Annotated in this window: 29 protein-coding genes; 9 read left to right on the top strand and 20 right to left on the bottom strand. The window is 54.0% G+C overall.

Going from position 1 to position 23,513, the window contains the following annotated elements:
• Positions 1-38: 38 nt before the first annotated feature.
• Complete coding sequence (locus AC2FH0_RS06785; RefSeq protein ID WP_496705222.1) at positions 39-752, bottom strand: dienelactone hydrolase family protein; 714 nt, start codon at positions 750-752, stop codon at positions 39-41.
• Between the two features lie 143 nt (positions 753-895).
• A complete protein-coding gene (locus tag AC2FH0_RS06780; protein ID WP_496701999.1) occupies positions 896-1,885 on the bottom strand; it encodes a TAXI family TRAP transporter solute-binding subunit in 990 nt (329 codons plus the stop codon).
• A gap of 379 nt (positions 1,886-2,264) precedes the next feature.
• Between AC2FH0_RS06780 and AC2FH0_RS06775 the strand changes: the two genes are divergently transcribed.
• Positions 2,265-2,633 (top strand): antibiotic biosynthesis monooxygenase family protein, encoded by a 369-nt coding sequence (locus AC2FH0_RS06775; RefSeq protein ID WP_496701997.1) that lies wholly within the window; start codon positions 2,265-2,267, stop codon positions 2,631-2,633.
• 167 nt (positions 2,634-2,800) lie between these two features.
• Here the strand turns inward: AC2FH0_RS06775 and AC2FH0_RS06770 are convergent, their stop codons facing one another.
• The 6 genes from AC2FH0_RS06770 to AC2FH0_RS06745 all read right to left on the bottom strand — a co-directional run bounded on the left by AC2FH0_RS06770 (position 2,801) and on the right by AC2FH0_RS06745 (position 5,670).
• Positions 2,801-3,382 (bottom strand): DUF2269 family protein, encoded by a 582-nt coding sequence (locus AC2FH0_RS06770; RefSeq protein ID WP_496788887.1) that lies wholly within the window; start codon positions 3,380-3,382, stop codon positions 2,801-2,803.
• Between the two features lie 107 nt (positions 3,383-3,489).
• Positions 3,490-3,996, bottom strand: coding sequence for a cytochrome b (locus AC2FH0_RS06765; protein ID WP_496705216.1), 507 nt, complete (start codon positions 3,994-3,996; stop codon positions 3,490-3,492).
• Between the two features lie 2 nt (positions 3,997-3,998).
• Complete coding sequence (locus tag AC2FH0_RS06760; RefSeq protein ID WP_496788886.1) at positions 3,999-4,331, bottom strand: c-type cytochrome; 333 nt, start codon at positions 4,329-4,331, stop codon at positions 3,999-4,001.
• 12 nt (positions 4,332-4,343) lie between these two features.
• Positions 4,344-4,733 (bottom strand): hypothetical protein, encoded by a 390-nt coding sequence (locus tag AC2FH0_RS06755; protein ID WP_496788885.1) that lies wholly within the window; start codon positions 4,731-4,733, stop codon positions 4,344-4,346.
• 32 nt (positions 4,734-4,765) lie between these two features.
• A complete protein-coding gene (locus AC2FH0_RS06750) occupies positions 4,766-5,218 on the bottom strand; it encodes an anthrone oxygenase family protein (RefSeq protein ID WP_496709053.1) in 453 nt (150 codons plus the stop codon).
• Positions 5,218-5,670, bottom strand: a complete 453-nt coding sequence (locus AC2FH0_RS06745) for a hypothetical protein (RefSeq protein WP_496705209.1) — start codon at positions 5,668-5,670, stop codon at positions 5,218-5,220. The genes AC2FH0_RS06750 and AC2FH0_RS06745 overlap by 1 nt, the downstream gene beginning before the upstream one ends.
• Positions 5,671-5,811: 141 nt before the next feature.
• Between AC2FH0_RS06745 and AC2FH0_RS06740 the strand changes: the two genes are divergently transcribed.
• Positions 5,812-6,252 (top strand): MarR family winged helix-turn-helix transcriptional regulator, encoded by a 441-nt coding sequence (locus AC2FH0_RS06740; protein ID WP_496709052.1) that lies wholly within the window; start codon positions 5,812-5,814, stop codon positions 6,250-6,252.
• A 37-nt stretch (positions 6,253-6,289) separates the two neighbouring features.
• Here the strand turns inward: AC2FH0_RS06740 and AC2FH0_RS06735 are convergent, their stop codons facing one another.
• Positions 6,290-6,823 (bottom strand): cytochrome b, encoded by a 534-nt coding sequence (locus tag AC2FH0_RS06735; RefSeq protein WP_496709051.1) that lies wholly within the window; start codon positions 6,821-6,823, stop codon positions 6,290-6,292.
• 27 nt (positions 6,824-6,850) lie between these two features.
• On the bottom strand, positions 6,851-7,930 hold the full coding sequence (locus tag AC2FH0_RS06730; protein WP_496788884.1) for a CDGSH iron-sulfur domain-containing protein: 1,080 nt from the start codon (positions 7,928-7,930) through the stop codon (positions 6,851-6,853).
• A gap of 100 nt (positions 7,931-8,030) precedes the next feature.
• Between AC2FH0_RS06730 and AC2FH0_RS06725 the strand changes: the two genes are divergently transcribed.
• The gene (locus tag AC2FH0_RS06725; RefSeq protein WP_496788882.1) at positions 8,031-8,468 is read left to right on the top strand and encodes a MarR family winged helix-turn-helix transcriptional regulator; all 438 of its coding nucleotides are present in this window, start codon (positions 8,031-8,033) and stop codon (positions 8,466-8,468) included.
• Positions 8,469-8,607: 139 nt separating this feature from the next.
• Here the strand turns inward: AC2FH0_RS06725 and AC2FH0_RS06720 are convergent, their stop codons facing one another.
• From AC2FH0_RS06720 to AC2FH0_RS06690, 7 genes are all read right to left on the bottom strand, one after another.
• On the bottom strand, positions 8,608-9,705 hold the full coding sequence (locus AC2FH0_RS06720; protein WP_496786402.1) for an autotransporter outer membrane beta-barrel domain-containing protein: 1,098 nt from the start codon (positions 9,703-9,705) through the stop codon (positions 8,608-8,610).
• Positions 9,706-10,040: 335 nt separating this feature from the next.
• Positions 10,041-10,559, bottom strand: coding sequence for a maleylpyruvate isomerase N-terminal domain-containing protein (locus AC2FH0_RS06715; RefSeq protein ID WP_496702092.1), 519 nt, complete (start codon positions 10,557-10,559; stop codon positions 10,041-10,043).
• A 32-nt stretch (positions 10,560-10,591) separates the two neighbouring features.
• Positions 10,592-11,695 carry a cupin domain-containing protein gene (locus AC2FH0_RS06710; protein WP_496788881.1) on the bottom strand — a complete coding sequence of 368 codons (1,104 nt, stop codon included), beginning with the start codon at positions 11,693-11,695 and terminating at the stop codon, positions 10,592-10,594.
• Positions 11,696-11,717: 22 nt separating this feature from the next.
• Entirely contained in the window at positions 11,718-12,365 is a 648-nt protein-coding gene (maiA, locus tag AC2FH0_RS06705; RefSeq protein WP_496788880.1) for a maleylacetoacetate isomerase, read from the bottom strand.
• The gene (locus AC2FH0_RS06700; RefSeq protein ID WP_496701970.1) at positions 12,362-13,057 is read right to left on the bottom strand and encodes a fumarylacetoacetate hydrolase family protein; all 696 of its coding nucleotides are present in this window, start codon (positions 13,055-13,057) and stop codon (positions 12,362-12,364) included. The genes maiA and AC2FH0_RS06700 overlap by 4 nt, the downstream gene beginning before the upstream one ends.
• Positions 13,058-13,067: 10 nt before the next feature.
• Positions 13,068-14,249, bottom strand: coding sequence for a 3-hydroxybenzoate 6-monooxygenase (locus AC2FH0_RS06695; protein WP_496701968.1), 1,182 nt, complete (start codon positions 14,247-14,249; stop codon positions 13,068-13,070).
• An 88-nt stretch (positions 14,250-14,337) separates the two neighbouring features.
• Positions 14,338-15,084, bottom strand: coding sequence for a class II aldolase/adducin family protein (locus tag AC2FH0_RS06690; RefSeq protein WP_496705200.1), 747 nt, complete (start codon positions 15,082-15,084; stop codon positions 14,338-14,340).
• A 146-nt stretch (positions 15,085-15,230) separates the two neighbouring features.
• Between AC2FH0_RS06690 and AC2FH0_RS06685 the strand changes: the two genes are divergently transcribed.
• From AC2FH0_RS06685 to AC2FH0_RS06660, 6 genes are all read left to right on the top strand, one after another.
• The gene (locus AC2FH0_RS06685) at positions 15,231-16,163 is read left to right on the top strand and encodes a LysR family transcriptional regulator (RefSeq protein WP_496709046.1); all 933 of its coding nucleotides are present in this window, start codon (positions 15,231-15,233) and stop codon (positions 16,161-16,163) included.
• 245 nt (positions 16,164-16,408) lie between these two features.
• Positions 16,409-17,005 (top strand): RNA polymerase sigma factor, encoded by a 597-nt coding sequence (locus AC2FH0_RS06680; protein ID WP_246097204.1) that lies wholly within the window; start codon positions 16,409-16,411, stop codon positions 17,003-17,005.
• Positions 17,002-17,742 carry a hypothetical protein gene (locus AC2FH0_RS06675; protein ID WP_496691383.1) on the top strand — a complete coding sequence of 247 codons (741 nt, stop codon included), beginning with the start codon at positions 17,002-17,004 and terminating at the stop codon, positions 17,740-17,742. The genes AC2FH0_RS06680 and AC2FH0_RS06675 overlap by 4 nt, the downstream gene beginning before the upstream one ends.
• 54 nt (positions 17,743-17,796) lie before the next feature.
• Complete coding sequence (locus AC2FH0_RS06670; RefSeq protein WP_496709045.1) at positions 17,797-18,876, top strand: helix-turn-helix domain-containing protein; 1,080 nt, start codon at positions 17,797-17,799, stop codon at positions 18,874-18,876.
• 521 nt (positions 18,877-19,397) lie between these two features.
• The gene (locus AC2FH0_RS06665) at positions 19,398-20,792 is read left to right on the top strand and encodes a bifunctional enoyl-CoA hydratase/phosphate acetyltransferase (protein WP_281972984.1); all 1,395 of its coding nucleotides are present in this window, start codon (positions 19,398-19,400) and stop codon (positions 20,790-20,792) included.
• Complete coding sequence (locus AC2FH0_RS06660; protein ID WP_496691380.1) at positions 20,785-21,957, top strand: acetate/propionate family kinase; 1,173 nt, start codon at positions 20,785-20,787, stop codon at positions 21,955-21,957. The genes AC2FH0_RS06665 and AC2FH0_RS06660 overlap by 8 nt, the downstream gene beginning before the upstream one ends.
• A gap of 3 nt (positions 21,958-21,960) precedes the next feature.
• Here AC2FH0_RS06660 and AC2FH0_RS06655 read toward each other — a convergent pair whose 3' ends face one another.
• The 3 genes from AC2FH0_RS06655 to AC2FH0_RS06645 form a co-directional block, all read right to left on the bottom strand.
• Positions 21,961-22,434 carry a hypothetical protein gene (locus AC2FH0_RS06655; RefSeq protein ID WP_496788879.1) on the bottom strand — a complete coding sequence of 158 codons (474 nt, stop codon included), beginning with the start codon at positions 22,432-22,434 and terminating at the stop codon, positions 21,961-21,963.
• Positions 22,435-22,443: 9 nt separating this feature from the next.
• Positions 22,444-22,713, bottom strand: coding sequence for a hypothetical protein (locus AC2FH0_RS06650; protein ID WP_496786396.1), 270 nt, complete (start codon positions 22,711-22,713; stop codon positions 22,444-22,446).
• Positions 22,714-22,840: 127 nt separating this feature from the next.
• A complete protein-coding gene (locus AC2FH0_RS06645) occupies positions 22,841-23,506 on the bottom strand; it encodes a D-lyxose/D-mannose family sugar isomerase (RefSeq protein ID WP_496709043.1) in 666 nt (221 codons plus the stop codon).
• Positions 23,507-23,513: the final 7 nt, after the last annotated feature.

Raw genomic sequence — 23,513 nt, 5'->3', positions numbered from 1 at the left:
GTTTGAAGAGCAGGTGACCCGCTTGGTTCGCCTTGGGTTTATGCACCCAGATGCTTTTTGAAGAACTCCAGAGTGGCCGATTCTGCGGCAATAGCAGCTTCTTCTGCACGACCAGAACGGCCCAAACGTGCAAATGCGTGGCCGACACCGTCATGTACAGTTACAGAGCCGTCTTTTGACTGCTCGACATGTTCGGTAATCGCGGTCTGAGCTTCAGGCGGGCAAAGATGATCGTCGGCACCCAAATGGATCAAAAGCGGAGCCTGAGGACCAGTGCTGCTCCCAAGATCCTGACTGATAGCCACTGGATAAAAGCAAACGACGGCATCGGCAGCATTGGACGTCGCCATGCGGAAGGCAACGCGCCCTCCCAGACAATAGCCAACAACACCGATCTTGCCTTGCAGCTTGGCATCCTCGCGAAGAAGTGCAACGGCGGCATCCATGTCGCCAAGGCTTGCCTCGAGGTCAAACCCCTGCATAAACCCCATCGCCTTTTCGCGATCTTCTTCCAGTGCGGCGTTCAGTTCGATATCGCGCTCCTGCCGCCAGAACATATCCGGTGCGATGACATCATAACCTTGCTCGGCAAACCAGTCGGATGCTGCTCGGATATTGTCGTTTACACCGAAAATTTCCTGGATCAGAACGATTCCACCGATAGCGTCGGTCGATGACGGTCTGCTGCGATAGGCTGAAAACGATTGGCCATCAGCTGCAGCAATAGTGATTGTCTTACTATCAATAGCCATAATGTCGTGCTCCGTGTTGAATGTTGAAGGGAACAAGTTCGAGGGGGGTTGTGAGTGGTAGAACGAGGGGGTCTGTGAGTGAGGGGGGGTGTGAGTGGTAGAGCGAGGGGGGTTTGTGAGTGAGTAGGTGTTATGGGGTTGTTCTACTCGATGATGCCCGCTTCTTTGTAATAGCGCGCAGCACCGGGATGTAAGGGTATCGGGGAATCCGCCATGCGTTCCGGCACAAGCGGATAGCTGAGGGGGCTGTGATGTGATGGGATGTGACGGAATTGTTGTTCGATAACCTCGCGAGTTTCGACCAGACACCAGGTCAACAGATGCGCAAGATCTTCGGGCATATCATCACGCACAAGCACGGCGAAATCAGAGAAATTCAACGCGGGCAGATCTTCGGTTTGACCTTCCCAGAAATGAGCAGGCACAACGGCACGGGGCCAGCCGTACTGGGTCTCCAGCTTTGTCAGGGCAGCATCTTCTGCTGGTAAGAACACCAGAGAGCGGTTTGCGACAGCATCCCGCCACCAAGGCGTCATATATGCCTCCTGCAGTAGGGCGTCGACTTCGCCATCACGCATACGGAACACCGATTGTTCGGGTCTGGTATCCGTAATCAATTTACCACCCCAGGACTCCAGAGTGTCGCGGTCGATGCCATGGGCCTCTAGATAACGGGCGGCCGTATAACCGATCAGATTTACACCGTCATCTTCCGAAGTGGCGAGTGTGATTGGTGGTTTTTTCTCACGCAGCTCTTCAAATGTTGAGACGCCATATTTTGGATCGATGGCGAAAACCATGCGGTCTGTTTGTGGAAGAATTGCAAGCGTGCGCAGCCGTGGAAGCGGGCTTCCTTCGAAGATCCCTTCCCCAGCCAGCGCGCCGGGCAACATTTGGACGGGCGTGGCGATGCAGAGATCAACCTCACCGTTAGACACAGCAATCGGAGAGTCAGCACCGGCAATCAGATTCCAAATTGCAACGCGCGATCCTTTTTCGGTGCGGTCGCAGACCTCCTGGCACAGCCATGAGCAGATGCGGTGAAAATTTGCTTGGCCCCAGTCACCAGTAAAGTTCAGGTGAACACTGCGATCAAGTTTTGGCTGTTTGTCCATATTTGGCGCAGTTGTCATCTTAAGGGCATCTCCTGTTGCTTTTGTCTCTTTATAGGATTAATGAATATTTAACAATGAAGAAATTCCCGTAAAGTGGGAAAAATGATAAAGAAAGTGAAGTGCGCAGCTAACTCATTCAAAACAAGGTGAAACTGATCTGAAGCCGAACCTTTGCACAATGACAAGATAGCGCCAAAGCTTGCACGATGTTCGTAGGGTCTATTTGATGATGTCAAAAAAGATCATATATAAAATCATAGCTGACTATGTTATTTGGTCAACACAAAGCATGCCTAGTCATAGGCGTTTGGGCGCAAAAAGGCGCACCAGAATCCAGGCGGGTAGGACGCAGATTTGACCCGCAACAGTTAGCAAACCCACCAACTAGGAGAAAATCATGGCTAAACTTGTAGAACTTGATGAGGTCGTCACATTGGCCGAGCAACTGGGCAGCAGTGAAGGCCCAGTTGTTCTGGTGAACGTATTCTCGATCGATCCGAAAGACGAAGAAGCGCTGGTTGCCGCGTGGGCGCATGATGCCGGCTTTATGAAGGCGCAGCCTGGCTACATTTCGACTCAGATGCACAAAGGTCTGGCCGGTAGCGGAACTTATATGAACTATGCAATCTGGGAGGACGTCGCGTCTTTCCGCAACGCGTTTACCAACCCGGAATTCCAGGCCCGGATCGGTCAATACCCTGAGAGCGCAGTCGTGCGTCCTCACTTGTTCACCAAGATGACCGTCCCAGGTTTCTGCGTGGGTTAATACTCAGTATTGTCATCAATCTTTTGGCCCGATGACTTCTGGTTCTTCGGGCCAAAGGACCACCATTACCTCTGAAATTCGTGGGGCATTACTAGCCAAGCGATGCGCGAGGAACCGGCAATAGCTTAGTGCTGAGCGGTCCCAACGCGTTAAAGTCCATCACTCTGTCAAAAACCCGTGGCTTCCTGACGATTAGCTTGGCGACAGAGCCAAGGACCTACGGTTGTCAGAATAAGCGCGAATTCGATCGCGAAGCCGATCCCGATCAAAAGCAGGGCCCAGCTTTCGGGCCGAAAGGTTCCCAGGACCAAGATCAAAATAAGTATTGGTAAATCCAGAGCCAGACAAAATAAGGACAAACTGTTGTTTCGAAGTGCCTCGAGCTTTTTGACCGTTTGTCCCTCGCCAAGCATTCTACGACAGCGACGCAGGTCAAATCTTACTTTGACGTGAACCACAAACAGCCAAACCGAAAACAGGCCAACCATGCCCGCCAACCATGGTGTTTCCAATAATTCAACCGGGCCATAGTAGTTCGCAATCAGCCATCCGCCTGATGAGATGACAAACAGGGCCCCCGGCAGGGCGAGGAAGCTATAGGCAATGCCCATGGCCCCAAGTGCGTTCTTGTAGCCAGCCTGTGTTGCAATTCTGCGGGACAGAATGTCTTGGACAAAAACCGAAAACAAACCGGCCGCGACCAGTAGGATTCCGAACAAGTGAGTGAACTTCATAAGCGTAAACAGCATCGGTGTGCCTCGGGATTTAACTAAAGAACTAAAAGCTCAGATTTTGGCGTCTGACTTAATAGTTTGGTGCACTGGTGCGCAAATTTCGCGATGTCGTTCATCAAGTATCAGGATGTCTGTGCACGGCCACGCTTGGGCCTTTTGAACCACATCCGCGCAAAGAGCTTGTCTTTTTGAACGAACTGATGCCAAGCGGCAGCGAAGGCATGAGCGACGACTGCGACCATCAACAGATCCGTTGCAAGGCTATGAACCCTGTACAGGACTGTCTCAGTGAACCCGGCGGGTAGCATCTTGTTGCCTTGAACCACGTGTATCAAATCTGACTCGACTGCGATCCCGGTGCCCGATACGACGACGGCGCCAAGAAGAATATACAAGGCGGTATGCATCCAGCTTGCCAGTCGCACTTGTATATTCAACCCACTTTCCGGCGCGCTTGGTTTCTCTGTTTTGAAACGGACGAGAAGCCGAAGCATTATCAGCCCCAGGATCAAGATTCCGCTGGTCAAATGGAAACTCAGAGGGGCAATGCCTCCCGACAAAAGTGTCAGGATTATGAGAATTGCCATAAGCCAATGCAGCGTAACAAGAAGAGGGTGGTAACGTTCCATTGTTACTTCACCAACTCCAACATGTAGTCGATCGCAGCGTCGATCTGTTCGTCGCTACAGGTGGTGCAGCCGCCTTTCGCTTTATGGTCCTTGGTGCCACGTAACACGATATCGCGCATGCGCTGTTCTGAATCCCGTTGCAGGAACTTTTGCCAGGTGTCCGGTTTCTTGACGTTGGGCGCACCTGACATGAAGCCTTTAAAGCCGCCCGTGTGGCATTCTGCACATACGGATTGAAAGGTAGTATTATCTGCAACAACCGGGCTGCCAGCGCTGAAAGCGAACACGGTCACCAGAACGGAAAGCCCCCCGCGAAGTCCAATCTCAAAAGCCATTTTTGAACCCTTTCACTGAGCTTGATTTGTGCAGGCTTTTACAAGTTCAGCACATTTCGTGATGCTGCCACCGCCCCAACCGGCGCGGTTTTCGCTATTGATGTTCTGAATAACGCGGTCCGAGATGGTGAAGTTGAAGACGCAAGCCTTAGGGTCTTCGGCGGCTGCAGCTGATGGCAGTGTTAATCCGTCCGGTCCGCGCGCCTGAGCAGAACTATAGGTGGCAATGAATTGACGGCCCTGAATTTCCACAGTCGCGGGTTCGCCAATGCAGGTTTTCAGACGTTCGGCAGGAGCACCTTGTAATGCAGCTTTGGCATCCTGAACGGTTTGCAAATAGGTCGCGCCGCATGCAGCCGTGGTGATCACTATGGCTGTGGCTAGAATGAGAGGTGATTTCATCGTCTTAGGTTCCTTTGGTCAGTGCCGAGATTTTAAGCTCGTCGTATTGCCAGATAAGCGAAGACAGTTGCGGCAATCCCGCAGATGATCCGAAGCCAATGCACCTGCAGCCAAAGCTCCAGCGTGTCAGCAACTTCAGCTGTTGGCATACCCCCAGAGGCAAAAGCCGTGTTCGTCGGAACAAAGAATGCGAATGTCAGGATCGCCACGATCATCCAACTGAGTAGCGCCGCAATCCACATTCCACGAGCGGGGCTTCGCCAAAACAAAGCCACGCAGAGAATCGAGCCGAGAAGAGCCGGCATCGATACCAAGGGTATGGTTCGCTGGATGAAAACGTTGTTCACAGCAAACCAGTCCAGGAACTGCTGCGGGTCAAGGCTTTGCCAATAGCCGCCAAGCGTCATTTCGATAAACAGCATCGACCCGGCAAACATGCCCGAGGCTATGATTGTGATCGCTTCCGCCGTGCGGGTCACGGACATCATGCTTTTACCTTCCGATGACGAAGTCGACCTTTCATGCGAAGACCGTCGCGCATGCTAAGGCTCATTAGCGTGAGGTTCGTCGCACCGGCGACCAGCTCGAGAGTTTGCACCAGATAAAAGGTACTATCGAGTTCTCCGGCTTTCGCTTTAGCGGCCAGAAAAAGGGCTGCAGGAATCAGGATCGCTATGCCGTTGAAGGCGATGATTGGCATCCGGCGGGCCTTGTCCCCAAGCACCCCGCCGCGACGCTTGCCTGCAAGGGTGAAGCCCGAGCCGCCAACAGCGGCCATTGCCGGGACGAGAATTAAGAAGCCCCAAGGTATTGTCGTTTTGACCGCGATGATCTGTGCTTCGGTGCCAAAGAGTTCGACGATCACAGTGGAAAGCCAAAAACTGGCGATCATAAGAAAGGCAAGGGCGCCTGCAATCGGGTGAATTTTCTTAGTCATCTGAAGTCTCCTTTCTCGCATAATAACATAGTAAGCTATGTTTAATGGTGTGAGTCTTATGTGAAACGACTCATTGCCAGAACACATATAGCAAGCTATACAATAAATGTATAGTCTACTATGTAAAAGAATCGAAGGAATATGACCTTTTCACGAGAGAATTCTCCGGGATATCTGATTAATCACCTCGCGCGCCTGTTTGCGAACGCGCTGCAAGAGCAAATAAAGCCTCTTGGCCTTTCAACAGGTGTTTTCCCGATCATGGTGCACCTATGGGAAGACGACGGCCTGACGCAAAAACAACTGGTTGAGCGTGTCGGGATCGAACAGGCAACAATGGCCTATACTTTGGCTCGGATGGAGCGAGACGGCCTGATCATCCGTCTGCGAGATACAGAAGATGGGCGCATCCGACAAACATGGCTGACAGAGCATGGTAAGTCTTTGAAAGAGCCAACGCTGAAGCGGGCAAGCAAGCAAAACGAGTTAATACTGGAGGGGCTAAGCGATACTGAGCAGCAGCAAATTGTTGCTCTTATTACCAAAGCTATCAAGGCAAATGGCACGCGAGCTAGATATTGAGACGCGGCCTAAATCGCACCGCGCCCCAATCAGTTAGTTAACTTTGACCAAACCACATGCGCCCGAAAGTGCCGTCTTTTTTGACATAGTGATGGTAAAGCGCGCCAACGACATGAAGCGCTAGCAAAACAAGCAGAAACCGCGCACCGGCCCCATGTGCAAGTCGTGGCGGATAGTCGAAGAAGTTAGGTAACGGTGCAGTTGATCCGCCGAATAGAATAGTCCCGGCGCCAGACATCACGAGCATGCCTATGCCGCTGGCGACCATACCCAAGGTAACGATATAGAGCAGGAGATGAACCGCTTTGCCGATAAACACCTGCCAAGCCGGATCAGTTTCCAAATGGGCGGGCTTTTGATCAGCAAACATCCACCACCCGATACGGATAAGTGTGAGCAACAGTACCGAAATACCGATTGGGACATGGACTGAAAGAACCCCTGCCTTCGCGGCGCTGACATCAATGGACGCCGCCCGAAACCCGCTTGCAAACAGCGCAATGATCAATGCTGCGCTGAGCCAATGCAGAGTGATTGCAACAGTCCCATAAGACGTTGTTGTACTTTTCATTTCGATTGCCTCAGTTGAATATCGAGATCACTCAGCGCTGTCTTCCCAGCCAATGTCGACATGCGACCCATCGCAGAATGGTTTGTTCTTGGAGGCACCGCACCGGCAAAGGACGTATTTATTGGATGACGCGCCCTCAGCCCACTGAACATCCTGCAAGTCAACTCCGGTTACCCGAAAGGGTCCGTTACGCTCGATTGTAATGCCGGGGTTGTCGACGCTGGGGTGCTGTGGCTCGCCACCTGGTTCGCTCCAGGACAACGCGCCGGAAGGGCAGGCTGCAACAATTTCGCGAATTGCGTTGGCGTCGCCATTGTCAGGCTCAATCCATGGCTTTCTGCTCGAGTCGAAAACAGACTTCAATCTGCGGCCGCATTCCCCCGCATGGGAACACAACAGGCGATTGTAGTGAACTGTGATATCCTTGCCTTGATAGGCGGTCAGCTTGTCCGGGGTTCGATCCTTGGACACCGCTGAACTAAAGCCAATACCAGTATGTGAACTGTCACAGTAAGGCTTGGACTTTGACGCTCCGCAACGACACAAGGCCAAAGATTTTTTCACGGCTACATTGGAACCGTCAGCATCGGTCAATCTGGGGATCTCTCTGGCCAGAAGGGGGCCATCCGGGAGACCGCGGATTGTCGCGGTTTTGTCCGCAACGCTAGAACCGCCGCCGATCTTGCCGGTCATACGCAGCCCATCCCGTATATTCATCCCCAGCAGGCTGAGGTTGGTTGCACCGGCAAGAAGTTCGACGGCCTGTACGACATAGAACACAGTGTCAAATTCTCCTGCCGAGGCCTTGCTGGAAAGGAAAAATGCACATGGGATAAGGACGAGAATTCCATTTCCGGCAATGAACGGCATGCGCCTTTTCTTGCCCAATACCAGCTGGTCCGTCCGGTTTTTCCCAAGCGCCATACCAGAGCCGCCCGCAATGATCATCGCGGGTATCAGGATAAACATACCCCGCAAAATCATGGTCTTCACCAATGCAATGGCTTCATGATCAAGGAACAGTTCTGAAAAAACACTCGACGTCCAAAATGTCAAAATTGTTAGAAACGCGATGCCACCAGCGGTGGCATGGATGCGGGTTTTCATCTGGATAGTCCTTCTATGCAGTTGCGCGTGTCGTACATTTGGCTGTGCATAGCCTGCTATATATCATTGCATCCACCGCTATGCAAATCTAAAAGGTTCTATGGAATTTGATCACACGTCTTCGCCCGGGTACCTCATAAACCATTTGGCTCGTTTGTTTTTTGAGGAATTGCGCAGACGTATTGAACCTTTGGGCATAGTGCCGGGACAATTCCCCGCATTACTTGCGCTGTGGCAGAAGGATGGGCAGACGCAGAAGGAACTTGTCGACAAGCTGGACATCGAGCAGGCGACTATGGCGAACACGTTGAACAGAATGGAACGTGATGGTTTGATTTCGCGTAAACATCACCCTACAGACGGCCGCGCAAAGTTCATTTTTCTGACAGAAAAAGCCAAATCGATCCGCGACGATGCCTACGAAGCTGCGACGAAAGTCAACGATTTGGCATTGAAAGACCTTGCTCCGGACGAACGGGAGCAATTTGTGCGCCTGATGCAACGCGTGCTTCATACGTTACAAGAATCAGAGCACTAGAACTGGGTGACGAGAACATACAGCCTATCAAAAGTAGCCGCCGGATCGTCTATGAGGGCTGGCTTTCTTCTGCAGCTATTGAATGTTGTTGTACTTGGGTAATGGGCGGCACAGATGTACCGCCCTTTTTCTCGATAGATCAGAACGCCTTGGTGAAGGCAAAAGTGAGCCCGTTTTGCCGGCGCACACCGTTTAGGCCGAGGCGACCGGAATATGTCAGGTCGAAATAGCCGCCGGAATTCGTCAGATGCGTAATCCCCAGCCCGACAACACCGTAGGTCGGTTCGTCAAGGTACTCATCCAAGTCGTTGACCAACTCATGTTCAAGGCCCAACGTCGCCTTGGGTGACCAAGTTCCTGGTCTCAGCTCTTTTGAGATCCTGGCCTTGGCCCAGATTGTGCTATAGGTCTCGTCGGGACCATCGACACCTGACGCCAGATTGCCAAAGCTGTCAGCAGTCTCTTCGATCCATGCCCGTTGGTACAAAACGCCAAAGATTGGGTTCAACACCCATCCTTGGGGCAACCATTTCAAGTCTGACTTATCAAACCGGCCGACAAGCTCAGATTGGATGTACAGGCGATCATCGTCCTGGTTTTGGGTCAATGTGGCTGTTGGGCTTACCGGCAGCGAGATATCAGTCTCGCCGAACATGTATTCCATCCGAGCTGACATGCCCCAATTTGGATTGAATTGCTTCAAGGCATCCGCGCGCAGACCCCATCCGCCATAGGTCAAATCGGCAACGCCAATGTTTTCGATGTCGGTGTTTTCGTAAAAGGCGCCGAATGCAAGCATTGTATTCACATCAAAAAATTTGACGTACTGAGCATCGAGACGAATGGTGTCGGCGTCTACCACGACGATGCTGCCATCACCATCTGTGGCGACGTATTCAGTCGAAAACCGAATGAAGGAATCCGGCCCGATCATCTTCAACGCATGAATATCAATGATCCCCGAGACAGGTGACGTCTCATATCCGGTTGTTGGCCCTCCTGCATGCGCGACACCGGTAACAGCGCGCGCGACCCCAATCCTTGTCTGAGCTATGCCAAACGGTTCATTCGACAGATAACTTTCCAGCAAGCCAGACCCGCCAAGGTTGTAGATCGCAGCAATCCCAACCGGTAGCTGGCCCTGCTGGCCGCCATCCTGAGTGTCCTGTTCTTCTGCCATTGCCATGGTAGCGCACGCCGCCAAGGCCATGCCCTTTAGTGGTGTCTTGGTATTCATGAGGTCCTCCCTAGAAATCCCTAAATATGAGTATTAGGGAGCTTATAGAGTACAGAATTCCCAAATACAAAGAAAACACGTACTAAAACACAGTGCTTTTCCTTTAAAATGACAATTCTGTCATAGATTTTCAAACTGGGGTTGAAGTTCGTCAGGATTGACAACCAAAAGAGAAACTTTGACGCCTTTTGGGGGATGCAAAGCGAGAGATTCGAATTGCTATCTAGCATTCGTAGATCGCGCATAGATTGAAGTCGAATGGACTTTCGTCGCTGTTTTGATGTGCATTCACGCCCAGCGATCAGAAGCGATATTCAGACGGATCCACTCGCCGTCTATTGGTGATGGCGCTCTTCCAAAAGGGCCCGGGCCTGATCTGGAAATACAGCGGAGTCAGCCCCGACATTCAAGTCAAGCGCCGCGCCCCATATGACCTTTGCACGTTCGGAAGGCGTGTCCGATATTGAGGTCTGAGGATCGGACATTCCCCATTCGAAATCAGTTAAGTCACGCCAAACTACATTTAAGTGAACGGCCGCGTGGCTGAAGAGATGATGAAGCGCGCGGGCTGGAATTGTTGCGTATTCATGTATGTCATTTCGCCCAGGGACCGTTGTTTCAAAGCTGGGGCTATCAGATCGAACACGTTCAATCGTTTCGCACATGTCCCGGGCGTGCAAACCGACTGAAGCAATGACATGTCGCCGCTGCCAACCAGGCACAGTGCTGTCCGCTGATAAAGCGGTATCGGGTAGATCATTTAATAAGCGTGCAAAAAATGCGGTGCCGCGGCGGGCTAGAAGCAAGTCTTGCTTTGGTGCCAGATCTGAATCAAATCTGGCGCCAGAACCCATTCTTGCTCGGTGGTCTTGCCGTGCCTTATCGGTCACTCTTGGCCTTCAACGTAGCTGCGCGCGAAGTTGAGCCGTTCCATAATCGGGGCATCCGAAAAACGGAAAAGATCAAATTGTGTTTCCGCCTCCAAGGCCCATGGAACCCAGGACGGGATCACAAACAGGTCGCCGATGTCCAACGCGCGACGTTCACCGTTTATGATGACCGCACCACTGCCTTCGAATACCTGGAACACGGTTGATCCGACATCGCGTCGTGTCTGGGTATTTGTTCCTTCACGCAGACGATGGAATTCGCACCGGATTGTCGACATCACATCGCCTCCGGTCGTTGGATTCACATATCGGATCGCGGCGTGGCCCGGCGCTATGGTTGCCGGGTTTCCTTCGTCTTCCAGCATAAGCTGTTCTGTCAGCGCCCGGTCCGTGAACTCCCAGCGATATGCGCCGATTGGCGACGAAACGGTGTTCTGCAGTTGCGACAATGGCCGCAGACCTGGGTGGCACCACAGACGCTCTCCTTGTGAGAACCGCGGCGTCGCATAATCGGTTACCCGATCCGATCCGAACTCGAAGAATCCGACATCGTTTTGTTGGCTGAACGGAATGTCCAGACCATCAATCCAGGCCATGGGATTGTCGGTATCGTTGTGATGACCATGGAAGTTCCAACCTGGTGTCAGCAACAGGTCTCCGCGGCTCATTCGAACCGGATCGCCATTGACAACGGTCCAAACCCCTTCGCCTTCGACGACGAAACGAAACGCATTTTGTGAGTGGCGGTGTTCAGGCGCGGTTTCCTTGGGGCCCAAGTATTGGATCGCTGCCCAAAGCGTGGGGGTTATGTATGCGTTGCCGCCAAGGCCGGGATTGGCCAATCCCAACGCGCGACGCTCGCCACCCCGACCGACGGGGACAAGATCACCAGACGCCTCTGCCAGAGGCAGGATCGTTTGCCACTTCCAAACATAAGGAACTGCCTTCGGCTTGGGATGCATCGGCATCAAATCCCCAAGCTGAGTCCAGAGCGGAATGATATGCTCGTCTGCAAAATTCTTGTACAAATTGCGCAGCTCGGGGCTGTCTTCGGGCTGCATTGAATGCTCAACGTTCTCGTGGCTGGTATCGGAACTCAAAACAGTCTCCTAAAGTCTTTCATTATACTGCATCGGGCTGGTTCGGTGGCGCCGCATTTCGGAACGCAGGAAGTGCATCCAATGCTTTGTAAATACGCGATATGTTTGGCCAATCATTCATCGGGATGCCAAATCTCTTATTGTTCCAGATTTGCGCATACAAACAGACATCGGCCAATCCGGGTGTCTCGGACAAGCAATAGATTGATTGTTCTTCCCGAGACGCCAGCGTCTGTTCAAACGCATCAAGTGTGGTTTTCACCCAATGTGTGAACCAGCTTTTCTGCTTTTCCTCATCCGCATCGAATTCACTGCCCAAATATTGCAATACGCGCAGGTTGTTCAGCGGATGGATGTCACATGCAATCATATAGGCAAGCGCACGGTCCTGCACCTTTCCGTCTGGATCGGAAGGCAAAAGTGCAGGTTCGGGATAAACCTCATCCAGCCATTCGATGATGGCAAGGGATTGGGTCATGACCGTGCCATCTTCCCGTACAAGGCAAGGAACCAACCCTTGGGGGTTCATAGCCAGATATTGGGGACTTCTGGTTTCGCCCGTGCGAAGAACATAGGCGATATAGTCGTAGTCCAACCCTTTCAGGTTCAACACCGCACGCAAACGCGTCGATGTTGAAGACCTGAAGAAGTTATGCAGCTGAAAGTTCATTCAGCGGCCCCGATTGTTGTGGTGATGTGCCCCAGCCCTTCGATGCTGACGACACAGACATCACCAGGATCCATCGATCCAACACCTGCCGGCGTGCCGGTCATGATCAGGTCGCCTGGTTTTAGCTCGATGAAGCTGGACAGGATCGAAACGATTTCGGGAACGGACCAAATTAATTCCGAAAGATCAGCCTGCTGCTTAACTTCTCCGTTGACGGTCAGCTTGATTTCCCCGGTTGACAGGTGGCCAACGGCCGAAACCGGGTGGATCGGGCCAATCGGGGCCGAGCGGTCAAACGACTTACCCATGTCCCAGGGGCGTCCCTGTTCCCGGGCTGCAAGCTGCAGGTCCCGGCGGGTCAGGTCATTGCCGACAGCGTAGCCCCAGACGTGATCGAGGCTGTTGTTCATTGGAATGTTGCGACCTTCTTTGCCGATCGCAACGACCAATTCCGCTTCGTAGTGGAAATTGGCGGTCTCAGCCGGGTATGCGACGGTTTCGCCGTCCATAACCACTGCATCAGCGGGTTTCGAAAAGAAGAACGGCGGATCGCGGTCAGGGTCTTTACCCATTTCGCGTGCGTGTGCCGCATAGTTCCGGCCGACGCACAAAATACGGCGCACTGGCAGACGATCATCGCTGCCAGCTACCGGAAGGGTTACGGTGTTTTGAGGGGGGAAAACGTAGCCCATCTGTTATCCTTTAATTTTCAAGTCCATTCGATCCGTACAACCAATGAAGTTGGTCGCACCATTCGTCGGGTGTCATGTTCGACATTACGTGGTCGCGTACGGCGGCCTGCGCATCGTCCGGGTGATAGATATAGTCGCCGATCAGGCGCGAGTTCATCTGAACACGTGCCGTCCGAACCCGGCGTTGGTTCTGGTAGGTTTCCAACGCGTTCTCGATGTTGTCGCCATAGTTTTCCATGCAATGCGACAAGCAGACAGCATCCTCGAGCGCCATACATGCGCCCTGAGCAAAATACTGCAGCATTGGATGAGCCGCATCGCCCAAGAGAGCCACGCGACCATCGCGCCAGTTGGAAATCGGATCGCGGTCACAAAGCACCCAAAGCTTCCAGTCCTGACCGTGTTCGATGATCTGACGCGCTCGGGGGGCAATGTGTTCAAAGCCCTGCATCACTTCTTTGCGGCTAACGGGTCGACCTGCAATAGGCTCCTGCAGGTCGCGGTGATAGGTGACAACCAGATTGTAAACCTTCCCGCCCTTCAGCGGATAGTGCACGATGTGGCATTTGGGGCCAGCCCACAATGTTGCAGCATTCCAGCGCAGATCTTCAGGCATCTGCTCTGTGGGAATGACGCTTCGATATGTGGTGTGACCTGAAATTCTGGGCTCGCCATCTCCGATCATTTGGGCTCGGATTGGTGAACGAAGCCCTTCCGCACCGATCAGCGCAGCGCCTTTGAATACACCCAGAGATGTCTTGAGGCTGACGGATTTTCCATCCTGTTCGTAACCGCTAACAAGTGTGTTCGTTCGAATGTCGATCAGGTCACTTGCTTCGCAATAATCCAGCAGGACCGAGTGCAGATCGGCGCGGTGAACAACAGCGTATGGGTTGCCCATACGTTTTCTGAAGTCCTCACCCAGTGGGATTGTCGTAATATCATTCCCGTTCTTAGCATCCATTAGACGCAGTGAATCGACATACACGGCCTTGGATCGCGCTTCGTCCCCAACGCCCAGATAGTCAAAAGCGTGAAAGGCATTTGGTCCGATCTGGATACCAGCACCGATCTCTCCCAAAATGGGGGCCTGTTCGACAACGATCGAACGAAAACCCTTGCGGGCAAGACCAGCTGCGGCGGCCAAGCCGCCGATTCCGGCACCTGCAATCAAAATAGGCTCTATTGGCACTGTTGCCTCCTTAGTCACTTTGGCAAGAGGTCACACAGGCAACGCTCTTAGCTATATCCATTTGCCGGAAATGCGCGGCTCGGCTTTGTTACAAGCCGGCGAAGCCCGCACGCGACACCCAGTAATCCCAGGCCCGGGCTAGGGGCATGTCGCCCAAAAGCATCGCGCTGGTTTTGTCGATTTCACCATCTGTCAGATGTTTGAGGGAACCCAGCGCCAGCGACTGCTGAACCAGCGCGGCATTGTCTTTAAGGCCGGTCGCAACCATGCAAACTGCCCGGATGTTTGCAGCCACACAGATACAGCCGTGGCCACGCAGCAGGGCAACACTGTTTTGCCCAAGCGCGCGCGAAAGAGAGTGGCCCATATCCATCCGGTCAACCAACATGTTGGTGTCACCAAACTCGTCCTGGCTGTCCCAGGTCGGAACTTCTTTGCCAATGACTGACGACATGTGAAAGATCGGACGCAAGGACACATCATTCATTGTGAACGGAATGATCGAGCGCGCATGATGATGCGCCACCGAGTTCACATCGGGTCGGTCTTTGTAGATCGCCCCATGAATGTGTCGTTCGTTATATGGCCGACGATGATCTTCGCCGATAAGTTCACCTTCCAAAGTGAACTCCATGATGTCTTCGCGAGTCACATTGATAGGGCTGCGCGAACGGGACAGAAAATAGCGATCTTTCCGCAGCGGGTGGCGCACGCTGACGTGCCCAAAACTGTCTATAACGTCTTCACGCGCAAGAATTCTATTGGCCAAAACCAACTCGTTAATAGCCGCATCAATTAGCCGAGCGTCGTTTTGTGAGTCGTGATCAAGAGCCATCTACATCTCCAAGCCAAGTTGGGGTGCAAAATAGAAACGCTGACGCCTGATGAAAAATATATAGTACAGAGGTAATTCATATCATATAATAGATATGACAGTGGAAGTTCATCAGAACAAAAAAGTCCAAGGGCGAGGGTCAACAGATGCGGTCACTCATCAGTCAGCTAACACTTCACAAGCTTGAAGTGTTTTGTCACGTCGCCGAGTTAGAAAGCGTTTCGCGGGCTGCTGAGGAATGCAGCATCGCACAACCCGTTGTAACTACGCATATCAAGGCGCTTTCTGAAAAACTGGGGGTGCAGCTTACGCAGCGCAATGGGCGGCGGATAGCGCTGACAGAAGATGGGAAACGCATATACGTCTGGGCCAAGGAAATCGTGTCGCAGACACGAGAGCTTGAGCAGGAACTTCAGGACCGCAAATCCGGCGCGGTTGGGCACGCCTCAATCGCCGCGTCAATGACTTTGGGGTCATACATCCTGCCGTCCATTGTTTCTCAGTTCAAAACGGACCACGAACAGAGTGATATTTCAGTGCAGGTTGCGAGCCCAAAACTGGCCAGCGAGCAGGTATTGAGAGGCGAATGTGACTTTGGACTGACGATTGTCGACCAGATTCACGGAATCCGCGGGCTTGATGTAACGCCGTTGTACAATGAAAGATTGATCTTGGCGGGGTCAGATAAGACGACCTTTGTTGGCAATCAGGTGACACCAGAGAAGTTGAAGGACCTTCCATTTGTCACCGCAAGGGCAAATACTGCCCGGCGCGATCTCGAAGACTATGCGCTGATGACTCATGGAATAATCAGAAGCAATGTCACACTGGAATTTGGACATGGCGAAGCCATCAAACAGGCCGTCCGGGCAGGGGCGGGCATCTCATTCCTGTTTTGGTCTTCTGTTAAAGACGAATTGGAAAACGGGTCTTTACGAGAGATAAAAACACCGGGGATGTCGCTGGCCTTTCCGATCTATCTTGTTCAACGAAAAGACCGGAACCTCACAGCATTTCAACAAAAGTTGGCCGAGTATATCTGCACAGAGATCAAACGCCTAGATGAAGCGCAGTCGTGAAGCGGCTTCATGCCTGAAATCTGACTTCACAACAACGATCCAGAAAATAGAGTGCGCAGGATATGTACGTGTATCTTCGCGACCTAAACTCCTCTCCTTGATCCGGCTGTCTGGATGTAGACTCCGTTCCTAGTGAGGATGTATCAATCAGAGCCTGCGGATTTCCGATCAGATCACGGGCAATTTCAAAGACCGCATGGTACTTTCCTTTTCAACATAAGTTCCATTTCTTTCCCGCGCAGGGTATGTCAGGCCTGACCCAGCGAACCTGGTTCGTGAAAATGATAGAGGTCGTGAAGCAAACTATGGTCGGTGAATTGAGTTCCGAGCAGGCCGTGCGCGGCGCGATCCAGACGCATTCGAGGCGCGTCTGGCGGTTTGGGCTTGCCCTGTCGGGTGCTTCCGATGTGGCCGATGATCTGTTGCAGGCCACTTGCCTGCGTGCGCTTGAACGCCACCACCAGGTCACGTCATTTGAGCGGTTGGACAGTTGGTTGATGACGATCTGCCGTTCAATCTGGTTGAATGAGCTGCGTGCCCGCTCGGTCCGAAAAGCGCAGGCACTGTCGTTGACCCCAGAGTCAGAGCTGATTGCATCCGGACCGGACTCGGAAACGAATATATTCGCCGCCGAAGTGTTTACCCAAGTGATGCAGTTGCCAGAAGCACAGCGAGAAACGGTGATGCTGGTCTATGTCGAAGGCTATAGCTACCGCGAGGCCGCAGCATTGCTGGAGGTGCCAATAGGAACGATCATGAGCAGGCTGTCCAATGCGCGACAAAAACTGAAAGTCGTGATGCAGCATGAGGCGGCAGATGCCGTTCGACGGAGTCGCAAATGAAGTTTTCCGATGAAGTTCTCAAAGCGTATCTGGAAGGCAAAGTGAATGAAGCCGAGGCCCAGGCGATAGAAGCTGCGGTTGCGGCCGAACCCGAGCTTGAGGCGCGCCTGATGGGGCTTGATCCATTCGCACCGGTGGTACAAGCGGTGTTTGAACATGTCCCGGCCGAGATGCCCCGGATGGTTTTGCCTGACCCAAATGCCGAGATACAAACCAGTAGCGGTCCTCTGCGCCTGTTGGCCGTAGCTGCATCTGTCGCGGTGATTTCTGTGTCGGCCACATATTTGGTAACCAGGCCTCAGCCCATGGGGTGGGCTGAGCAGGCGGCGATCTATCAATCACTATATGCGGCGGACACGATCGCGGGGATGGACAGCTCGGAACAGGCGTTGACAACTCAGTTTGATCAGGCCGAGGCACAGCTGGGTCTATCCTTGAGACGTGACACTCTTGAGGCGTTGCCGGGGATGGAATTGAAGCGTGCGCAGGTGTTGTCCTTCAGGGGCAAACCGTTGGTTCAAGTGGTCTTTGCGAATGAACAGGGCCAGCCTTTTGCCTTCTGTGTCATTCGTCAGGGTGAAGGCGCGCCAAGCAAGGATTTGAAAGAGGCAGTGCTCAGCGGGTTGGCGACGGCCACCTGGTCCAAAGACGGTTATGGCTATATGCTGATTGGTGACAGCGACCAGACTGACCTGGAAAGTAAGCTGGATATTCTGACCGCGACCTTTGCAAGCTGAGGTGGCGTCAAAAACGCCTTGTGAACCTGCGGAAATACCAGAAATATAGCGGACATGACCACCACACCCGTCATTCCCGATCCGGATGAGGACGAGGACCCCCTCGGCCCGCGCAGCATCTATGATGATGATGACGACGCTGATGAGGATGATCTGTGGTTCCTGCCACCTGACGAAGAGGCTGTCGAGGATTTCCTGCCGCCCGGTCCAAGGGTCGACCGCAGTCTTTTGTTTGATCCCAGGGACTGGCGTGCGGCGCAGGCAGATCTGTCGTTGGAACTGGCCGATCTGGCAGTTAGTTTTGGCGCCTTGGACGAACGTTTGCGCGCCGGTCCGGATGGGTGGACACACCGGCTGGCGCTGATGGATGTATCCGATTTGGGATGGTGGACCGGCGACCGGATCAGCGTTGATCGGCTGGCGCTTTGGACCGGGCTTCGCATTGGTGCAACCGGGGATGATGTGCAGGCCCTGTACCGCGCGGGTTGGGCCGTACGGCGGCTAACATCCGGCGCCGCGCCATCGGATGGCGGGTGGGAGACCGGCCTGACAGCCTTTTTAGATCGTATTGCGCAGGGGATTGACGAAGTCCCCGAAGCCATCGCCGATCTTGCCGAAGTCATGCGCAATTCCGAGGGGCTGCACCCGGTGACGCAGGCCGCCATCGGTTTTCATGCCTGGCGGGCCCTGTCTCAAGGCATCGGACAGGATACCGAGGCTGCAATCATTGCCGCCCGTCATGCGGCCAAGATGGGGCGGGGCGGGGCTGTGTTCATGCCCTTGGTTCTGTCGGGTCCGGGTGCGTTGAGAGGTGTTGGTGAACCATTAGAAAAGCTTGCTGCCTGGATCAGGGGAACAGGGCAGGCGGTATTGTCCGCCTTGCTGCACCTGGACCGGGTCAGCGCCTGGGAGCAACGCGCCAGAGAGACCACTGCAGAGTTGAGCGGGCGCACACCACCAAGACTGATCGACGTGTTTACGGCCTGGCCAATGGTCTCGGCCCCATTGGCGGAAGAGCTGACTAAAGCCTCACGCGCTGCGGTTCAGCGCAACATTGACCGTTTCAGCCGGAGGGGCTTGATCCGCGAGGTGACAGGGCAGGGACGTTACAGAGTTTGGACAGCGGCGCTGTAGCCCAAACAGGGTCATCAGACCAATATGCCCGGTCTGCCGCATTGAATACCAGCTTCCGCAGGTTTTTGCCTGTGCAGACGTGAATGCCCGTCCCATTTTTGCCCCCGCATTACTGGCTAGTGGAAACAGGTCTAAGGGCGGTAAAGTGTTTGGCCGGATCGTATATATGTCAAAAGTGGTTCTTAAATCAAAAATTTAACTCGCAATTTGTGAAAACTATTCTTGGTTGACGGTGTGGATGGCAAGCCACCTCAGGCGCAGTACTCCTTCGGAGGGTCCGGGCAGTGCTGTTGTCGAACAAACCATCATTTTAAATTGGGCTGTTGAAACATTGTCCGGCCTATTGCCGTCAGCAGAGGATCGGCTAGAGGTAGGTTAACGTGTTATTGGCGAAGGTATGGATCCGTCATCCGATCTGGAGGATTTGGCGCAGGTCGAATAGTGACCGAGAATGCCCCGCTCCGACCCGCCGCCAATTCCGAGGCATGCCGATGCACCGTCTGAAAAAAGGCCTGACCAAAATGAAGATCCAGGAAAACCGAACCTTTTCACAGCTCGAGGTCGGAGACGAAGCCCAGCTGACACGATTGTGCACGGTTGACGATCTTTACGCCTTCGCCTCGGCATCGGGGGATCACAATCCTCTGCATCTGGCGGCCTATGACGGTGACGGCGACGGACACCCCGAGGCGGTGGCCCCTGCGCTTTGGCCCGCCGGTCTGGTGGCGGCTGTCTTGGGGAATATTTTGCCGGGCGCGGGAACCCAGACCCGCGCGGCCAATCTACGGTTTCACGCGATCGTTCTGGCCGGAGATGAGTTGACCGCAGTTGTTCGGGTTACAGAAAAATCCGACGATGGTGATGTTATCTGCACCGCCGAGGTTCGGCGTGTTGGCGACAGCACCCTGGTCCTGAGCGGAGATGTCCGAGTCACGCCGCCCGCAAAGCATATGGAATTCGATTCGATCGAGGTGCCGGGACTTATCGTACAACGCCACCGACATTTCGAAGCGCTGCTGGCGAAAGCCAGACCCCTTGACCCGATGCCAACTGCTGTTGTTGCACCTGAAGAGCCAAACTCATTGGGGGGTGCTTTGCTGGGGTATAGCAACAGCATTATCACGCCGATCCTTGTGGGTGATCCCGGCAAGATCGCTGCCGCAGCCGAGGCACTGGGTGCCGATCTGTCCGGATTTGAAATTATCGAGGCCTATGGCCACCAAGCCGCCGCCCATCGCGCGGTTGACCTGGTGGTTGAGGGCAGGGCGCAAACACTGATGAAGGGGCATTTGCACACCGATGACCTGTTGCGCGCGGTTCTGCGCCGCGAAAACGGGTTGAGAACCGGGCGAAGGCTGTCACATATATTCGTTATGGATGTTCCGGGGATGTCGCGTCCGATCATGGTCACTGACGCGGCCGTGAATATTGCCCCTGACCTCGAAACCAAGGCTGATATTGTTCAGAATGCAATCCATCTGGCACATTCCATCGGGATTGAGACCCCAAAGGTAGGCGTGCTTTCAGCCATTGAGACGATCAACCCGCGCATGGCGTCGTCAGTTGATGCCGCCTTGCTGTCGAAGATGGCCGAACGGGGTCAGATCACAGGAGGGTTGGTTGACGGCCCCCTGGCTATGGACAACGCGGTCGATCTGAATGCGGCACGCACCAAAGGGATTACGTCCGAGGTGGCTGGTGCTGCGGACATTCTTGTCGCCCCAAACATAGAAGCAGGCAATATGGTGGCGAAACAGCTGACCTTCATCTCTCATGCCGAGGCGGCAGGGATCGTGGTCGGGGCTGCTGCTCCGATTATCCTAACCTCGCGTTCGGATGATGACGACTCGCGTCTGGCGTCCTGCGCGGTGGCGGCGCTTCATGCATATGCAAGTAAAGGCAAACTCCATGGCTGACCATGTTCTGGCACTGAACGCCGGGTCCTCATCACTGAAATTCGCGCTGTACGAACTGGTTGATGACAACCGTCCCAGCATGCGGTGGCGCGGACAAATAGAACGTTTAGGTGATGCACCACGCCTATTGGCCCAGTCGGCAGGCGGCAGATCAGTAGATCGTCCCCTGTCGAGCACCAAAAGCCATGATGAAGCGATCCACGCATTTCTTGAAATGGCGCGGGAATATCTTCCTGACATTCATGTGTGCGCAATAGGTCATCGCGTAGTGCATGGGGGAACGGTCTATTCCGAGCCTGTGCGCGTGGATGACACCGTCATCAACACTTTAGAAGGGTTTATTCCTTTTGCTCCTTTGCATCAGCCCTACAGTCTTTCGGGTATTCGTGCAGCCAGCGCTGCCTTCCCCGGAACAACTCAGGTTGCCTGTTTTGACACGGCGTTTCATCGCACCCATCCGTGGGTAAACGACACCTTTGCCTTGCCGAAAAGCTACTATGACAAAGGCGTTCGCCGCTATGGGTTCCACGGGCTGAGCTATGACTACATTTCGAACAAGCTGAAAGAAACGGCACCGGGTCTGTATGATGGCCGTGTGGTTATCGCCCATCTTGGAAACGGGGCATCCATGTGTGCGGTTTCAGGTGGGCGAGCTGTGGCTTCGACCATGGGGTTCTCGGCGCTTGACGGGTTGCCGATGGGCACGCGCTGCGGTCAACTGGATCCAGGTGTCGTGCTGTATATGCTGCAGCAAGACGGAATGACCGCAGAAGAGATTGCCGAAATGTTGTACAGAAAATCCGGCCTGCTGGGCCTGTCGGGGATATCATCGGATATGCGCACGTTGTTGGCCGCTGATACGCCCGAAGCCCGAAAGGCAATCGACTATTACGTCTTCCGTATCCGGCGAGAGCTTGGCGCCCTGTCCGCCGCACTTGAGGGGATTGATGCGCTTGTCTTCACCGGTGGCGTTGGTGAGAACGCGGCCCAGATCCGGCAGATGGTGTGTGATGGAATGCGATGGATCGGGATCGAAATGGATCACGCCAGGAATGCCGATGGTGGAACAGTTCTGTCCACGGATTTCAGCCGTGTCCGGATTCTGACGATCCCCACAAATGAGGAGATGGTGATCGCGCGGGCTGCGGTAAATTTTCTGGAGTAGGTCTTATTCGTTCGGCGTTTCTTTCCGGCGCCGGGCGTATTTCAGCAGCATGCTCAGCAAGGCCGTGATGGCTTCGGGCGCCAGTACGCCAACCGGGTCGCGGCGAATTCCGGCTACGGTGTTTTGGACCTCGGCCAGGGATTCCCTGATTTCGGATTCAATGTCTTGCAGCGCCATATCCCGAAGTTCGACTGCGGCCGAGGCATCGCCGTGTTGGTTTATCGAATTGGCGAGCAGAACCAGAATCAAAGCAAGTACCAGATTGGTCCCCGCCACAAGTATCGCAGCAACGGGTTTCGACAGGATCGCGGAAAGCCAGAAAAATCCGGCGAGATTCAGCATGATGATCGCCAGGCCCACCGCCACTCCGGCGGCTATGTAAAACCCGGCCCGTTTCACGGTGATCGCAAGCTGTGCGCGTGCGATCAAGCGTTCAGCGCGCAAAACGACTGAGACATTGCGGGATATGCGGCTCATGGGCGTCTCCTAGCGTGACCGGCCAAGCATGTAGCCTAGGGCAAAAATACCAGCGGCAAACAGAATTGATTTTCTGTGCGGCAGATCTTCGAATTCCTCAAGTATATCGTCAAGCTGTGTGGACCAGGATTCGAGGTTATCTGTAAGCCGGTCGGCGATGGTTTCGTGCGGCGGGGCGTCAGCCCCTTTATCTGGCGAAGCGTTTTTTGCCGGTGGCTGCTCGGCAAGTTGCCGTCGCAACTCTGCGATCTCTGCTTCAAGCTCGGCTTTTGTCACCATTGCTCAGGCTCCTTCCCGGCGGACCACTATCAGCGTGCCAGTATCGCCCATGGTAGACTGATTTTCCGATTTAGTAAAAGGGGCTTATCGGGTTCAAAGCCGGTGCCAGCGCACCTATGCGCCAATGTCAATAATCCGCAACCAGCAGGAAATCCGGGATGGCGTCTTCCTCGATTGTCGCAAAGCGAGGGATCGGCTGTTCGAAGACGTTGTCGGTTCGGTCGTCATTGACGGTAGACACTTCGCCAATCAAACAATCGCCTTTTTCCGCCCAGAACGCGTGCCAGATACCCGGCATCAAGGTCACGCTTTGACCGGGCTTTAGCCGCAGCAGTTCGCCAGGTTGAAGCGTCACAGGGCAGTTGTCGCTAGGCACGGTCACAGGGGTATCGCGGTCAATGCCGCCCTGAGGGTCTGAGGCGTAGATTTCCATCACCAGATCGCCACCGCCCCGGTTGATGATATCCTCGGCTTTGACGATGTGCCGGTGCATCGGCGAAAGCTGCTTGTCCCGCGACACCAGCAGTTTCTCGGCATAGAGCATGCCTTGCCCCTTGTTCAGATCGCTGACATCGCCATTGCGTAGGGTGAACAGGAACAGGCCAAGTTCGTCAAACCGACCCTGGCCATAGTCGGTTATGTCCCACCCAAGCCCGCGTTCACGGATACCGGCGGCCTGTTCGCTGCGCATTTTCTCGGGCGACCAGCCCGCAAACGGCGGCAGCACTGCCCCAAAGGATCGGATAAAAGCTTCGGCCTCGGATTTGATTTCGTTGATGTCTGATCGTTTCATCGGCTTC

This window comes from Ruegeria sp. CDSC051 (assembly GCF_059610665.1).
This window is presented reverse-complemented; position numbering and strand designations above follow the sequence as displayed.